The 15,546-nt window shown below is 75.6% G+C and carries 12 protein-coding genes; 2 read left to right on the top strand and 10 right to left on the bottom strand.

All coding sequences use genetic code 11. From position 1 onward, the window contains the following. Positions 1 to 548 precede the first annotated feature (548 nt). From FS882_RS19320 to FS882_RS21205, 3 genes are read right to left on the bottom strand one after another with little or no spacing between them, the layout of a single operon-like run. Positions 549 to 1,487, bottom strand: coding sequence for a tetratricopeptide repeat protein (locus FS882_RS19320; RefSeq protein WP_158375625.1), 939 nt, complete (start codon positions 1,485 to 1,487; stop codon positions 549 to 551). A gap of 36 nt (positions 1,488 to 1,523) precedes the next feature. After that, positions 1,524 to 2,555, bottom strand: coding sequence for a hypothetical protein (locus tag FS882_RS19315; protein WP_262348418.1), 1,032 nt, complete (start codon positions 2,553 to 2,555; stop codon positions 1,524 to 1,526). Continuing rightward, positions 2,552 to 4,426 carry a hypothetical protein gene (locus tag FS882_RS21205; RefSeq protein WP_187365387.1) on the bottom strand — a complete coding sequence of 625 codons (1,875 nt, stop codon included), beginning with the start codon at positions 4,424 to 4,426 and terminating at the stop codon, positions 2,552 to 2,554. The genes FS882_RS19315 and FS882_RS21205 overlap by 4 nt, the downstream gene beginning before the upstream one ends. Positions 4,427 to 4,634: 208 nt before the next feature. On the opposite strand from FS882_RS21205, the gene FS882_RS19305 reads away from it, so the two are divergent. Both FS882_RS19305 and FS882_RS19300 read left to right on the top strand, forming a co-directional pair. Beyond that, positions 4,635 to 6,884: a hypothetical protein gene (locus FS882_RS19305; RefSeq protein WP_158375623.1), complete on the top strand. Its 2,250-nt coding sequence runs from the start codon at positions 4,635 to 4,637 to the stop codon at positions 6,882 to 6,884. Further along, positions 6,881 to 7,417, top strand: coding sequence for a hypothetical protein (locus tag FS882_RS19300; RefSeq protein WP_316043658.1), 537 nt, complete (start codon positions 6,881 to 6,883; stop codon positions 7,415 to 7,417). Before FS882_RS19305 ends, FS882_RS19300 begins: the two co-directional genes overlap by 4 nt. Positions 7,418 to 7,523: 106 nt before the next feature. On the opposite strand, the gene FS882_RS19295 is transcribed toward FS882_RS19300, so the two are convergent. From FS882_RS19295 to FS882_RS19265, 7 genes are all read right to left on the bottom strand, one after another. Continuing rightward, a complete protein-coding gene (locus tag FS882_RS19295; RefSeq protein WP_158375621.1) occupies positions 7,524 to 8,300 on the bottom strand; it encodes an alpha/beta fold hydrolase in 777 nt (258 codons plus the stop codon). After that, entirely contained in the window at positions 8,297 to 9,127 is an 831-nt protein-coding gene (locus FS882_RS19290; RefSeq protein WP_158375619.1) for an alpha/beta hydrolase, read from the bottom strand. Before FS882_RS19290 ends, FS882_RS19295 begins: the two co-directional genes overlap by 4 nt. 23 nt (positions 9,128 to 9,150) lie before the next feature. Beyond that, positions 9,151 to 9,462: a hypothetical protein gene (locus tag FS882_RS19285; protein WP_158375617.1), complete on the bottom strand. Its 312-nt coding sequence runs from the start codon at positions 9,460 to 9,462 to the stop codon at positions 9,151 to 9,153. A gap of 100 nt (positions 9,463 to 9,562) precedes the next feature. Further along, positions 9,563 to 11,017 (bottom strand): glycoside hydrolase family 1 protein, encoded by a 1,455-nt coding sequence (locus FS882_RS19280; protein ID WP_158375615.1) that lies wholly within the window; start codon positions 11,015 to 11,017, stop codon positions 9,563 to 9,565. Between the two features lie 308 nt (positions 11,018 to 11,325). After that, on the bottom strand, positions 11,326 to 13,602 hold the full coding sequence (gene yicI / locus FS882_RS19275) for an alpha-xylosidase (protein WP_158375613.1): 2,277 nt from the start codon (positions 13,600 to 13,602) through the stop codon (positions 11,326 to 11,328). A gap of 16 nt (positions 13,603 to 13,618) precedes the next feature. After that, positions 13,619 to 14,536: a carbohydrate ABC transporter permease gene (locus FS882_RS19270; RefSeq protein ID WP_158375611.1), complete on the bottom strand. Its 918-nt coding sequence runs from the start codon at positions 14,534 to 14,536 to the stop codon at positions 13,619 to 13,621. Continuing rightward, on the bottom strand, positions 14,536 to 15,504 hold the full coding sequence (locus tag FS882_RS19265; RefSeq protein ID WP_246855010.1) for a carbohydrate ABC transporter permease: 969 nt from the start codon (positions 15,502 to 15,504) through the stop codon (positions 14,536 to 14,538). The genes FS882_RS19270 and FS882_RS19265 overlap by 1 nt, the downstream gene beginning before the upstream one ends. Between the last annotated feature and the right edge of the window lie 42 nt (positions 15,505 to 15,546).

The raw sequence follows: 15,546 nt of genomic DNA, 5'->3' as shown, positions 1-15,546 counted from the left end.
CACCCGAGCCGATGAACCATCTTGGCATCAACTACTTAGGCACACTGTTGAGTTCTCAAAGAACAGACGCGCATCCCTCAACCGCTCGTGTGAGCGCCTGACCGGAGGCAACCGTTCAAACTTATCCGATCCGCCCCGGCCGGTCAAGTCCGTGCGGACCGTCCCGATCGTGTGGATCGTCCTGCGGCGCGGCGACGTCCGGGCTCATACGTCCCGTTGCTGCCGTTCCGAGGGGGTGGTCGTCCGCGGGACCAGCCACCGGGTTGATCCTCGGTGTCCGTTCCTCCCTGCCGGGCGACGAAGAAGAACATTACGCACGACCCCGAGACACCGTCAACTCGGGGCACCGTGACGGCGGTCACCCCGCTCACCGCGCTCACCTGCGGCTATCCGTGCGAGGCGGTCGCTGCCGGACGTGCGCGGGCGGTCCCCGGGGGGCCAGCGCCGCCCGGAACGACACGGGCCCGCCCGACCTCGGGGGTCGGGCGGGCCCGTCGTCCGGGATCCTGGATCGGCGCTCCCCACGGGGGAGAGCGCGGAGCGCGCCGTCAGTACAGGGCGCTCGCGAGCGCCCGGCGCGCCGCGGCGACCCGAGGGTCGTCCGCACCCACCACGTCGAACAGCTCGACGAGGCGCACCCGGAGCCGCTCCCGGTCCGGGCCGAACGTGACCCGGATGGTGTCGACCAGCCGCCCGAACGCGTCCTCGATCTGCCCGCCGAGGACGTCGACGTCGGCGACGGCGAGCTGCGCGTCCACGTCGGTCGGCGCGTCGGCGGCGGCCTTGCGCACGGCGGCGAGGTCGACGTCGCGGGTCCGGCTGAGCAGCCCGACCTGGGCGAGGCCGGCGCGTGCCATGTCGTCGCGCGGGTTCTCCTTGAGCGCCTGCTCGTACGCGGCAGCCGCGGCGGGCAGGTCGTCGCGCTCGATCGCGTCGTACGCCTCCTGGTGCAGCGGCGGCAGCGGCGGCTCCTCGGGCTCGGCCGGCGCCGGCTCCGCCTCCTGGGCGTCGACCGTCCCGGTGATGCCGTTCGCGGCGGCTGCCTCGAGCACCTGGTCGAGCACGCCGCGCACCTGGTCCGCCGGCGGCGCTCCCTGGAAGAGCGGCAGCGGCTGCCCGGCCAGCACCGCGACGACGGCGGGGACGGACTGCGTCTGGAACGCGGCCGCCACCTGCGGGTTGGCCTCGGAGTCGATCCGAGCGAGCAGGAGCCGCCCACCGTACTGGTCGGCGAGCGCCCCGAGGTCGCGGGCGAGGTTGATGCTGGTCTCGCTCCACGACGCCCACAGCAGCACGACGACAGGGTGCTGGGTCGAGGACTGCACCAGGGCGGGGAAGCCCTCGGTGTCGACGTCGACCGTGTACGGGCCCGGCGCCGGCAGCCCGCCCGGGGTGCCGGGCGCGGGGGTCGCCGGGCGCCCCAGCCCGGAGAGGTCGACCGCCCCGCGCACGTTGAGGCGCGGGTCGTGGGCCGGGTTCTGGCTCATGCCGAGGTGCTCCTGCTCTCGCGTGCTCTCACAACATCACTCACCGGTGACCGCCGTGCGCGCGTGCTCCGCCGCCAGCACGGTCACCTGCTCGCCGCCGCCGGTCGGCGGCACGTACATCGCTACCACGTCGGTCCAGGTGCGGACCAGGTTCTTCGAGACGCTGCCCTTGCCGGCCAACGCCGCGTCGAACGGGTCGTTGAGGGTGATGCTGCCCTGGGACAGGGTGACGGTGGTGACCGTCGACAGCTCCCCGACGACGATCGCCCCGCCGTCCGCCGTGCGCAGCGCCATGACGGCGCCCTCCACCGGCGCGACCGTCTCCGAGACGGTGGCGACCGCCTGCAGGCTGGCCGTCGTCTGGTTCCGCGCCTCGGTGATCGCGGTGCGGAAGAAGTCGGCCGGGAAGGTCGCGGCGGCCGCGGACGCGTCGCCGTTGGTCAGGACGTCGGCGTACTGCGCCAGCGCCTCGGTGGGCGTGAGCAGCAACGAGCCGTCGTCGGGTGCGACCGGCTCGCTCCCCTCCTCCGCCGTCGCGGTGAGCGGCATCTGCACCGCCGGACCGAGCCGCGCCCAGCCCCACAACCGGTAGGGCTCCCGCGGCCCGTTCTGCACCAGGACGAGCAGCAGCGGCGCCTGGAGGTCCGCCGGCTGCTCGGTCACGACCATCTGGGTCCGCGGCCAGCTCGTCGTGTCGGCGGTGATCAGGGTCTGCGCCGTCGTCGGGATCGTGACCGGCGGACGCTCTCCGTTGGTGGCGGTGGCCCGGACGTACTCAGCCGAACGGATGGCCAGCGCCGGTCCCAGGAGCCGGGAGCCCAGGCCCGCGGGGTCGAGCGCCTGGTCCCCCGCCGCGAGGACCGTGCCGACCTGGTCGAGCACGTTCGTCGACTGGGCGACCGTGAGGGCGGGCGGCGGGACCGCCGGCACCGCGTCGGGGGTGGGCTCGGGGACCGGGTTGGCGCAGGCCGCCAGACCCAGGGCCGCGACGAGCGCGACCGCCGTGCCGGCGAGGCGGCGGCGCAGCCGCGAGGATCCGGGGCGGTGCCCCGTGGTGCGTGCGGTCATCGGCCCTCCTCCGTCCGGCGGTCGTCGTCCTGCTGCGCGGGTGCGCCCTCGTCCGTGCTGGGGAACCCCCACATGCGGCGCCAGGCGTCCGCGCGCTGCGCGCGGGTCGCGGCGTCGTCGTCCTCCGAGGACGCGGCGGGGCCGCGCGGTGCTGCGCCCGGCCGGGCGGTCGTGACCGGCCCGCCCGACGGAGAGGCGGGGATGCCCGGCCCGCCGGACGGGGACGCGTGAGTGCCAGCCGACGCGGCGGCGGGCGACGACGGCGGCGGCTGTGCCGGGCCGGGGCGTGCCGCCGGGGCGGTGCCGGGCACGGGGGTCCACGCGGACGCCGGGGACGAGGCGCCGGCCCCGCCGGCGCTCGAGCCGGAGGTCGGTGCGGGCGTGCTTCGGTCGGCACCGGTGGACGTCGGCCCGGCGGGGGCGTCGTCGTCGGGCGAGCCCGGCCGGTCGTGCGACGCGCGACCGCGGCGCCAGGGCAGGCGGTCGGCGAGCCGACGAGCGCCCGCGGTGCCCCGCGTACCCGGGACCGCCTCGGCCGCGATCGCGGAGTCCGCCGGAGCGGCGGCGCTCCCCCCGGAGGCCGTCGGGTGCGCCACGTCCGCGGAGCCGGGTGCGCCGGGTGCGGGAGCGCCCGGCGCCGGAGCGCCCGCTGCCGGGCCCTGCCGTGCCGGGGGCGTCACCGGCAGGGTCGTGGTCGCGTCGTCGCGCGCCCCACGGCCGGGGGTCACGCCGGGCGCCTCGGTGCGGGTCGCCTCGCCCGCAGGACCACCGGTGCTCTCGCCCGGCGCAGGCGTCGCCTCCGACGCCGACGGCGTGGCTCCGGTCGCTGAAGCCGTGGCGCCGGTCGCCGAAGCCGTGGCGCCGCCCGCCGTCGGTGCCGCGGCCGTGGCCCCCGGCACCGCCGGCGTCGCCCCGCTCACCGCCGGCGTCGCCCCGGTCACGACCGGCACGGCGCCCGTGGGGGTGCGCCCGCCGCGCTTGCGCGCCGCGGCGGCGGCGGCCTCGGCCTCACGGATCTGCCGACGCGTCAGCGGTACGCCCGGCGTGACGGTACCCACGGGGATCGCCCCGGACGGCGTGCCCGCACCGGCCGCGCCGGCCCCGCCGGTGGCCGCCGCACCGGGGGGCGCCACGGTCGCGAGCGTCCCGGTGCTGACGTCGGTCCACCCGGCGTCCGGGCCCTCCCGCCGCTCGCGCAGGATCCGCACCAGCAGGATCGCGGCGACCGCCAGCAGCAGCACGCCGAGCGCGACGCCGGGCCACAGCCACGGCGTGGTCACGGTCTGCGGCCAGGACAGGTCGAGCACCGGGGCGGCGTCCCCCAGGCTCACCGCGAGGAGCGACCAGCGGCCCTCCTGGGCCGGCCACTCGAGGGTCGCGGACCCGTCGCCCGCCACCTCGGCGACCCACATGTCGTTGCCGGTCGGGTCCGCGACCGTCGCGGCGGCGGCGCCCGCGTCGTCGCTCGCCGTCGGCGAGGGGGCGGCCTCGGCGGCGGCCTCCTCGGTCGGCGAGGCGGTCGGGGCGGCCGTCGGCTGCGCCTCCTGGCCCGCCGTCGTGGCCAGCGTGTGCCAGTCGGACAGACCGGTGACCCGCTCGTAGGGGTCGTCGCCCACCCAGGCGGTCACGTCGGTGTCGCGGCCGACCGCGAGCACCACCGGTGCGCCGTCGGCGCGCACGGTGACGGTCACGGGGTCGCCCGCGAGCTCCAGCACGCCCGGGTCGGTGACGAGGGTCCGGGTCCCGCTCCCGGGCGCGGCGGTCGCGACCAGCGGGTCGTCCGCCCGCCAGACGGTGGCCGAGGCGACGCCGAGCCCGATGGCCGCGACCCCGAGCACACCGAGGACGGCGGCGATCAGTCGTTGGAGCACGCATCTTCCTCTCGAACGTGACGACCCAGGATAGGCGGACCACCTCGGGGTCCGGGCAAATCGGGCCCCGCGGGGGCCCGGCGACGGGTGTTCCGCGCCGTGGCGCTGCCGATACCCTGGACGGCGGACGCGGGCCGACCGACGCCCCGAGCCTCCCGCCCGGAGGCCGTCCCCACAAGCGCTCGCGCGCGCTCGCAGGAGGAACTTCGTGGCAGACGACCGTACGCCCTTCCCGGTGGTCAACTTCCGTGGCTACGACCGCGGACCCGTCGACACCCGGCTGTCGGAGCTGGAGCGCGCGCTGCAGGAGGCCCGCAGCCAGGTCGCCTCGATGGACGAGCGGGTGCTGCAGATCTCGGGCGAGCTGTCCGAGGCGCACCGCCAGCTCCGCGAGGCCGAGCGCCCCACCTACTCCGGCCTGGGATCGCGGATCGAGATGCTGCTGCGCTCGGCGGAGGAGCAGTCGTCCGACGTCGTGCAGCAGGCGAACGCGCAGGCGTCCGACGCGCTCGCCCGGGCGCGGCTCGCCGCCGGCCAGCTGCGCGCCCGCGCGGAGAACGAGGTCGCCGAGATGCTCGCGACGGCGCGCCGCGAGGCGACCGAGGAGCGGTCGACCGCGCACACCGAGGCCGAGAGCGCGCTGACCGGCGCGCAGCGGCGCGCGGAGGAGCTGGTCGGGTCGGCGGAGCGCGAGGCCGCCCGGATCCAGACCGCCATCCAGACGGAGGAGAGCGAGCGCCGGGCGACGCTGGAGCGCGAGCTCGGCACGCTGCGGGCGACGGTCGAGCGCGAGACGACCGAGCTCCGGATCAGCACCGAGCAGGCCGCCGAGGAGCTGCGCACGCGCACCGAGGCGGAGACCACGGCGATGCGCGCCGAGGCCGAGCGCTACGACCAGGACCTGCGCCAGGCCGCCGACGCCGAGACGACCGCGCTGCGGCAGCGGGTCACCGCGGAGCTCGCCGAGCTGCGCACCGAGGCGGAGCGCTGGGCCGCGATGCAGCGATCGGTCGCCGCGACCGAGATCGCCGAGGCCCGTCAGGCCGCGAGCGAGGAGTCCCGCGCCCTGCGCGCCGACGCCGCCGCGCACGCCGACGCGGTCCGGTCGGCCGCCGAGCGCGCCGCCGCCGAGACGCAGCAGCGGGCGGTTGCCGAGACGACCGCCCTGCGCGCGGAGGCCGAGCAGTACTCCGGCTTCGTCCGGGCGACCGCGGACCGCGAGACCGCGGAGCAGCGCGCCGCCGTGGCCGACGAGATCGCCGCCGCCCGGCAGGAGGCCGAGCAGGCGCTGGCCGCCCTGCGGTCGGAGTCCGAGCAGTACGCGAGCGAGCTGCGCGCGGCCGCCGAGCGCGAGACCACCGAGCTGCGCGAGCGCACCGAGCACGAGGCCGCCACCCTGCGTGCCCTGGCCGAGCGCGAGACCACCGAGCTGCGCGAGCGCACCGAGCGCGACGCCGCCGAGCTCCGCGAGCGCACCGACCGCGAGGTCGCCGAGCTCCGCGAGGCCACGCGCCTGGACGTCGAGCGCCAGCTCACCGAGGCGACCCGCGCGGCCGACGAGGTCCGGTCCACCGCCCGCGCCGAGGCCGACGCGCTGACCGCCCGGGCGCGCCAGCAGCTGGCCGACGCCGAGCTGCAGATCGCCGCGCAGCGCGAGGCCGCCGAGCGCGCCGACGCCGAGCGGCACGCCACCGCCCGCGCCGAGACGGAGAAGCTCGTCGCGGACGCCGAGGCGCACGCCGCCGACGCCGAGCAGCGCGTCGCCAAGGCGCTCGAGCAGGCCGAGAAGATCCGCGTCGACTCGCAGAACCACTCCAAGGAGCTGCTGTCGAACGCCCGGGCGAACGCCGACCGGGTCGTCGCCGAGGCCCGGGAGCACGCCGAGAAGACCCTGTCCGAGGCGATGGCCGAGTCGGAGCGCGAGCGCACCACCGCGCAGCGCCAGGTCGAGGACCTGAACCGGCAGCGCGAGTCGATCACCTCCTACCTCGACGAGCTGCGCAACCTGCTCGGCCACGACCCGGTCCCGAACCGGCAGACGCTGGAGAAGGCCGACGCCGCGCAGGCGCAGTTCGACGCCAAGCAGGGCGCCCGCCCGGCCGCCCGCCCGGCCCGCGGCAAGGCGCGGCCGGCCCCGGTGTCGGCCGCGACGCCCGCGGTCCCGGCACCCGCCGGCCCGAAGGGCGACACGCAGGCCGAGGGGGCGAAGCAGGCCGACGGCGCCGGGTCCCCCGCGGACGCGAAGCCGGCGGAAGCGAAGCCCGCGGACGCGAAGCCCGCGACCGCCACGGCGGGCGCCGCCGCGAGCACCGGCGGCGCGCCCGCCGGCGCGTCCCCGCAGGACGCCGGGCGGCCGGCCGACGACCGGGCCGCCGCCGCGCAGCAGTCCGCCGCCGCACCGTCCGACGGGACCGAGACCGCCGGGGACGAGGCCACGGCCGCGCCGGCCGAGAAGTGAGCGAGCCCGGGACGCCGTCGGGACCGGTCGGTCCCGACGGCGCGGCCGCGACCGGCGGGGGCGCGGACGGCGACGTCCCCGGGACGACCCCGCAGGACGACCCCGCACCCGCCGACCGCGCCGCCGACTGGCGCTCGCGCCGCCGCGAGGCGGCCGACGCCCACGAGGCCGCCCTGCGCGCCCGGCGCCAGGCCGAGTCCGCCCGCGCGCGCGAGCTGATCGCCCGGTTCGTCGCGGACGCCCGCGACCGTGGCGTCGCGCCGGAGCCGCTGCACGCCCAGGGTTACGGCGGTCGCGGCCGGTACCGCACGCCGCTGCAGGGCTGGTACCTGCGCCGGGACCGCACGGTGGCGGTCGGCACCGACGGCGGGTTCTACGTGCTGACCGTGCCGCCCTCGTTGGCAGCGCGGCTGCGCGGCGTGCGACCGGAGCCGCAGGACCCGCCCCTGGTCATCGGCGCGGGAGGCAAGGACGGCGAGTCGCTGGACCTGCCGGTCGCGCTCGCCCGGGCGCTGGGCGACGACGGGGCCTGACCGCGACGGGCCGGGTCCCGCCGCCCGCCCCGCCGGCTCGGCCCCGCGCCCGCCCGTGTCGCCGGCTCGGCCCCGCGGCCTCCGGGCAGATCGTCCCGCCGCCGGCTCAGCCCCGCGCCCGCCCGAGCAGGTCGCCCAGCGCCGCGGCCACCGGGCCGGGCGCCTCGACCGCCGTGAGGTGCCCCGCGCCGGGCACGACCACGGCCTCGACCCCCAGCGCCGCCGCCATCCCCCGCGCCTCGGCCACGGGCGTCGGTCGGTCCTCCTCGCCGACGAGCACCAGCGCCGGCCCCCGGTAGCCCGTCAGCACCGCGGTGCGGTCCGGCCGCGCGGCCATCGCACGCTGCGACCAGGCGACCCCGGCCGGCGGCTGCGCGCCGATCAGCGCCTCCAGCCGCGCGACGAGCTCGGGCCGCTCGCGGGCCGCCTCGCCGAGCAGCGCCGTCGCCATGGGCAGCACCTCGTCCACGGTGCCCGCCGACTCGACCACCTCGGCGACCCGCAGCCGGTTCGCGCGGGCATCCTCGGTGTCGGCGGTCGCCTTGGTGTCGAGCAGCCCCAGCCCCGCGACCAGGGACGGGTGCCGCTCCGCGAGCGCCAGCGCGACGTACCCACCCATGGACAGCCCCGCGACGACCGCGCGGTGGTGCCCGGCCTCGGCCAGCACCGCGGCCACCGCGTCGGCGGACGCCTCCAGCGCGGGTTCCGGCAGCGCGACGCCCTGCGCGGCGCCCATCCCGGGCAGGTCCACCGCGAGGACGGGCCCGTCGACCCGCGGTGCCACGTCGGCCCACATGCGGGAGTCGAGCGGGAAGGCGTGCAGCAGCACCAGCGGCAGCCCGGTCCCGGGACGCACCTGGTGCAGCGTGGCGGTGGCGGTCATGCGTCCTCCTGGTCGGATCCGGCGAAGGCCTCGCCGTCGGGCGACTGCGGGACGGCCGGCGCCTCCGCCTGCTCGCTGGGCCCGTCCCAGGTCGTCGGCAGCGGCACCGGCAGGTCGGGCCGCACGTGCCGGACGATCTCGTCGAGCACCCGGCGGACGTACGGCTCCCCCACCCACAGGTGCTTGGCGCCCTCGACGCCGATCACCTCCGCCTGGTGCACCCGGGCGAACCGCTCGCGGGCCTCGGCGGGGCGCAGGTAGTCGTCGTGCTCGGGGACCAGCACCACCAGCGGCTTGCCGTCGGCGTCCCAGGCGTCGAGGTCGGCGTCGGTGGCGCGGTGCAGCGGCGGGGACAGCAGGACGGCGCCCTCGACCGCCGGGTCCAGGCCGTGCATCAGCGCGAGCTCGGTGCCGAAGGACCAGCCGACGAGCCACGGGTGCGGGAGGTCGCGGAACTCGGCGAGCTCGATCGCGGCGTGCACGTCGAACTTCTCGGACACGCCCCCGTCGAACGCGCCGTCGCTGGTGCCCCGCGGGCTGGACGTCCCGCGGGTGTTGAACCGCAGGACCGCGACGTCGGCGAGCGCCGGCAGCCGCCAGGCGGCCTTCCGCAGCACGTGCGAGTCCATGTAGCCGCCGTGCGTCGGCAGCGGGTGCAGCGTCACGAGCGTGGCCGCGGGGGTCCGCGGGGTGCCGTCGGCGTCGACCGGGAGCGCCAGCTCGCCGACCAGGGTGAGGCCGTCGGCGGTGTGCAGCTCGACCTCCTCCCGGTGCGCGGGCAGGACGGTCAGCGACCGGATGGGCGTGGGGGCGGCTGCGGTGGTCATCGCGGTCGAGCGTAGTCCGGGCGTCAGCGCCGCGTCGGTCCCCGCCGGTGCCGCGCCGACCAGCAGGCGGAGTGCCAGTGCCGCCGGTCGGCGAGCGCGGAGTCCGGACCGAAGAGCCCGTCCGACCGCCAGGCGACGACGTGCGGCGTGCCCGGCGCGATCTCCTGGTCGCAGCCCGGGCAGCGGAACGTACGGTCGGACCCGCCGACGCGCTGCACGGTCCACGCGCCGTCGGCGGCCTCCTCGGACGTGCGGCCGCCGCGCACCCGGTCCAGGTCGAGCGGGACGTGCTCGGCGGCGTAGGGGCGCTTGCCGGAGCGGCGGGAGGACGGCACGCCCCTGATTGTCCCCCGGCGCGCCTGAGGGCGGCCACCGTGCGGCGGCCGCCCTCGGGCGTGCGTGCGGTCCGTGCGCCCGACGGCGCCGGGCCCGGCGTCAGGACAGCCCGGCCGCCGACTCCGCGGGCGCGATCGTCCGCGTCGCGACGAGGTCCCGGTACCAGAGCGCCGAGTCCTTCAGGGTCCGCTCGAGCGTGTCGTAGTCGACCCGCACGATGCCGAACCGGCGGTCGTAGCCGTACGCCCACTCGAAGTTGTCCATCAGCGACCACACGAAGTAGCCGCGCACGTCCGCGCCGGCGTCCATCGCGGCGCCCACGGCGTCGATGTGGTCGTGCAGGTACTCGACCCGGTCGAGGTCGTGCACCCGGCCGTCGGCGGACACCTCGTCGGCGAACGCCGCGCCGTTCTCGGTGACGGCCAGCGGGATCGACGGGTACCGCTCGTGCATCTCGAGCAGGAGGTCGGTCAGGCCCTGCGGCTCGATGTTCCAGCCCATCGCGGTGTGCGGGCCCGGCTGCGGCAGCCACTCGACGTCGTCGCAGCCCACCCACGGGCTGACCACCGACGACTTGTGCCCGTCGACGCCGGGGCTGCCGTCGCCGACGACCGGCTCGCCGTGCAGCCGCTGCACCCGGCCCGTCGAGTAGTAGTTGCTGCCGAGCAGGTCGATCGGCTGCCGGATGAGCTCCAGGTCGCCGTCCTGCACGAACGACCAGTCGGACACCGCGGCGGTCTGCGCGAACACGTTCTCGGGGTACCGGCCCTCGAGCAGCGGCTGCAGGAACACCTCGTTGGCGACGGTGTCCACCTGGCGCTTGGCCTCGACGTCCTCGGGCGCGTCGGACGCGGCGCGGGTCACGTGCAGGTTGAGCGTGATCGACACCTGCGCGGCGTCGCCCAGCACCTCCCGGATCGCGAGGGCGGCGAGCCCGTGCGCGAGGTTGAGGTGGTGCACGGCGGCGAGCGAGGCGCCCTGCTCGGTGCGGCCCGGGGCGTGCACGCCGGAGGCGTAGCCCAGGTACGCGGAGCACCACGGCTCGTTGAGCGTGGTCCAGACGGTGACCTTGTCGCCGAGCACCTCGGCCAGCTTGCGGGCGTAGTCGGCGAACCGGTAGGCCGTCTCGCGGTTCGTCCAGCCGCCCTCGTCCTCGAGGGCCTGCGGCAGGTCCCAGTGGTAGAGCGTGACGACGGGCTTGATGCCGGCGGCGATGAGTCGGTCGACCAGGTCGGTGTAGAACGCGAGGCCCTCGGCGTTCCACTCCCCCGACCCGGTGGGCTGCACCCGCGGCCAGGCGATGGACAGGCGGTAGGCCTGCAGACCGAGGGACTGCATCAGCGCGACGTCCTCGGGGACCCGGTGGTAGTGGTCGGCGGCGACGGCGCCGGTGTCGCCGTTGAGCACGGCGCCCGGGCGCGCGGAGAACGTGTCCCAGATGGACGGCGCGCGGCCGCCCTCGGTGGCGGCCCCTTCGATCTGGTAGGCCGCGGTGGCCGATCCCCACAGGAAGTCGGCGGGGAACGTGCGCCCGGAGGGGCGGGATGTGGTCATCAGGAGCTTCCTCGGTTCAGGGTGAGCCGCGGGACGGCGATGTCGAATCGATACGATACACGAACGTGGGAGCGCTCCCGCGCCCCCTCGCCCACGGCCGCCCGCTCCGCTCCGCCGACACCGCCGGCGTCGCCGACACCGCCGGCGTCGCCGCCGCCGACACCGTCGCCGTCGCCGTCGCCGAGTCTCCGGTACGGAACTGTGTCGCACGGCATGGACACAGACGCGAGACGGAGACTCGGCGACGACTGGCGGGCGAGGGCGGGCGGAGCGGGCGTGGGCGGGCGGAGCGCGCGAGCGCGCGCGGGTCAGGCGGCGGGGAGGGTGAGCTCCGCGCGGTCGCCCACGGCCGCCCGCGGCGTGCCCAGGGCCGCCGCGACCTGCCACTCGGCCGGGACGGCGCCCGTCGCCTCGACGGTGACCGTCGCGCCCGAGCGGCGGGCCACGAACTCCACGTCCCCCGCCGTGCCGCGGACCGTGGTCCGCGCCTCGGCGCCGTCCGCCAGGCCGAACACCCGCAGCGTGACGCCGTCGGCGTGGTCGTAGTCCGGGCGGTCGGTGCGCGCGCCGACGGGCAGCAGGGTGCCGGGCCGGACCAGCACGGGCAGCGAGTCGAACCCGTGCCGCTGCCGGTGCCACCGCGGGCCGGACACCGTCGAGCCGTCGAGCAGCGACGTCCACTCGCCCTCGGGCACGTAGACGTCCACGTCGCCCTCCGCGGTGAACACGGGCGCGACCAGCAGCGACGGGCCCAGCGCGTACTGGGTGTCGACCGTCGCGGCGCCCGGGTCGTCCGGGAACTCGAGGAACAGCGGCCGCATGACCGGCAGCCCGTCCGTGTGCGCCTCCCGGCCCACCGCCGACAGGTAGGGCATCAGCGACAGCTTGAGCTCGGTGAACCGCTGCGTGACCTTGACTGACTCCTCGTCGAACGCCCACGGCACGCGGTACGACGACGAGCCGTGCAGCCGGGAGTGCGAGGACAGCAGGCCGAACGCGAGCCAGCGCTTGAACACCGCGGCGTCCGGGGTGCCCTCGAAGCCGCCGATGTCGTGCGACCAGTAGCCGAAGCCGGACGACGCCAGCGACAGCCCGCCGCGCAGCGACTCCGCCATGGACACGAACGTCGACTCGCAGTCGCCGCCCCAGTGCACCGGGAACTGCTGGCCGCCGGCGGTGGCCGACCGCGCGAACAGCACGGCCTCGCCCTCGCCCTTGACCTCCTCCAGCAGCTCGAAGACCGCCTTGTTGTACAGGTGCGTGTAGTAGTTGTGCATCCGCTCGGGGTCCGAGCCGTCGTGCCAGACGACGTCCGTCGGGATGCGCTCGCCGAAGTCGGTCTTGAAGCAGTCGACGCCCATGTCGAGCAGGGCCCGCAGCTTCTCCTTGAACCAGGCCGTCGCGTCCGGGTTGGTGAAGTCGACCAGGCCCATGCCCGCCTGCCACATGTCCCACTGCCACACCGAGCCGTCGGCGCGCTTCACGAGGTAGCCGAGCTCGGCGCCCTCGGCGAACAGGTGCGAGCGCTGCGCGATGTACGGGTTGATCCACACGCACACCTGCAGGTCGCGGTCGTGCAGCCGCCGCAGCAGGCCCTCGGGGTCCGGGAACGTCGCCGGGTCCCACACGAAGTCGCACCAGTGGAACCGGCGCATCCAGAAGCAGTCGAAGTGGAACACCGACAGCGGCAGACCGCGCTCGGCCATGCCGTCGATGAACGACATGACGGTGGCCTCGTCGTAGTCCGTGGTGAACGAGGTCGACAGCCACAGGCCGTAGGACCAGTCCGGCACCGCGGCCGGGCGGCCCGTGAGCGCGGTGTACCGGCGCAGCACGTCCTTCGGGTCCGGCCCGGCGATGACGTAGTACCGCAGCCGCTGCCCGGCGACGCTGAACTGCGTGCGGGACACGACCTCGGAGCCGATCTCGAACGAGACGTGCCCGGGGTGGTCGACGAACACGCCGTAGCCCGCGTCGGTCAGGTAGAACGGCACGTTCTTGTACGACTGCTCCGAGGACGTGCCGCCGTCCGCGTTCCAGATGTCGACGGTCTGCCCGTTCTTCACGAACGGGGTGAACCGCTCGCCGAGGCCGTAGACGTGGTCGCCCACGCCGAGGCCGAGCTGCTCGCGGACGAACGGCCGGCCCTCCGCGTCCGTGACGACGCCGACGCCGCGGGAGGTGGCGCCGGTGACGACCCGGCCGTCGACCTCGACGTCGAGCGCCCACTCGCCCGTCGTCGACACGCGGGCGGTGAGGTTGCCCGTGGTCAGCGAGGCGCGGGGGTCGTCGTCGGTCGGCCCGGCGACCACGACGTGCGGCGCCGCGTCGGCGAGCCCGAACGCGGGCCCGTGGTCGACGCCGCCCTGGTGGTGCTCGATCGTCACGCCGAGCACCCCCTCGGCGGGCGAGTCGAGGGTGATCGTGATGAGCGGGTGGTTGAGGGTGTCGCCGCGCGTGGCGAGGCGGCCGGTGCCGGCGTAGGCGGTGAGCGACCGCTCGCCCAGCACGACCTCGTCGACCGCGCGCGGGCGCTGCACCGTCACCCCGGGGAGGGTCTGCCAGTAGCCGTCGGTGAACTTCATGGATGCTGCCCTTGCCTTACTTGACCGCACCCGCGGTGATCCCGCGGGTCAGCGTGCGCTGGAAGATGAGGAAGAAGACGATCGCCGGGATCATCGAGACGAGCGCGCCCGCGTTGGTCGTGGGGGCGTCCATCATGCGGTCGCCCTGCAGCGAGGCGAGGGCCACCGGGATCGTCTGGGTGGCGTTGGTCGTGAGCATGACCAGCGGGATGAAGAACTCGTTCCACGTCCAGATGAAGAAGAAGATCAGCAGGACGCTGAGCGTCGGCCGGACCACCGGGAACACGACGCCCCACAGGGTCCGCCATCGGCCCGCGCCGTCGAGGGACGCCGCCTCGAGCAGCGCCTTCGGGAACGTGCCGAGCACCGAGGACAGCAGGTACGTGCCGAACGCCGCCTGGATGACCGTGAAGATGATGATGACCGACCACTGGTTGTTGGACAGCCCCACCTCCTGCGCCATCTGGAACAGCGGGTAGACCAGCACCTCCTGCGGCAGCATGTTCGCGAGCAGGAACAGCGTGACGATCGACATCCGCCCCTTCACCCGGCCGACGCCCAGCGCGTACGCGCTGAACAGCGACAGCACGACGGCGAAGACCGCGACCGCGCCGGAGATCCAGACGGAGTTGACCAGCTTCTCGGGGAAGTTGACCCGGGTCCAGAAGTTCCGCAGGCCCTCGGTGTAGAACTCCGCCGGCCAGGACAGCGGGCCGTTCTGCGAGTAGTCCGCCGGGGCCTTGAACGCGTTCAGCACCATGATGACGAACGGCACCAGCATCACCACGGCGACCAGCACGGCGGCGGCGAGCACGAACCAGCGCGCGGTGCCGCGGCGGTGCCGACGGTCGGTGTCGGTGGCCTTCGCGCGCGGCGGGCGCGGCGGGCGTCCCGCGGCGACGGGCGTCGGCAGCGTCTCGATCGGGGCGGCCATCAGCGACCCTCCTCCTCACGGCGGGCGCTGCGGGCCTGCAGCACCATGATGACGACGGCGATCAGGATGATGAGGACCGTCAGGACGTTCGCGATCGCGGCGCCGTAGCCGACCTTCGACTTGTCGAAGAAGTTCAGGTACGAGTAGTACGACGGCACGAGGGTCGACGACTCGGGGCCGCCGCGGGTCAGCACGTAGATCGGGCCGAACACCTTGAGCGCGGCCACGGTGCAGGTCAGCGTGATGACGAACGTCTCGGGCTTGATCTGCGGGATCGTGATGGCGCGGAACCGGTGCCACCAGCCGGCGCCGTCGAGCTCGGCGGCCTCGTACAGCTCGGGGTCGACCCGCTGCAGCGCGGACATGAAGATGACGACCGGGTAGCCGATCTGGATCCAGATCAGCACGAGCATGACGGTCGGCAGCGCGGTGTCGGTCGAGCCCAGCCAGTTGGGCGGGTTCGCGACGCCGATCTCCCTCAGGATCACGTTCACCGCGCCGGTCTGGGAGTTGAGGATCCAGTTCCACAGCACGCCGGCGACGGCGACCGGCAGGATCTGCGGCAGGTAGTAGGTGGCGCGCAGCACCGAGGCCACGCGCGGGCCGAACCGCTTGCCGAGCACGTCGAACAGGGTCGTCGCGAGCAGCAGGCCGATCAGCGTCGGCACCACCACCATCGCGAGGATCATCGCGATCGAGTTCCGGAACGACGTCCAGAACTGCTCGTCCGCGAGCAGGTCGGTGTAGTTGCCGAGCCCGTACCAGCGCAGCGGGGCGTTGCCGCCCTTCCACTTGTGCAGGCTGTACCAGATGTTCATCCCGAACGGGATCAGGATGACGACGGTGAAGGCGATCAGGCCGGGCAGCAGGTAGGGCAGGTACCCGACCCAGTCGCGCGAACGGCGGCCGCGGCGGCTGCCGCGGGTGCGCGGCTCCTGCGGCGGCGCGGCGCGGTCGACGGTGGTCAAAGCGGCTCCTCGCGAGGTGGGGCGCCCGGGCCGGCGGCGTGC

This window comes from Cellulosimicrobium cellulans (assembly GCF_007679345.1).
Classification (GTDB): Bacteria; Actinomycetota; Actinomycetes; order Actinomycetales; family Cellulomonadaceae; genus Cellulomonas; species Cellulomonas cellulans_A.
The sequence above is the reverse complement of the archived record's forward strand: the minus strand, read 5'-3'. Positions and strand labels throughout refer to the sequence as shown.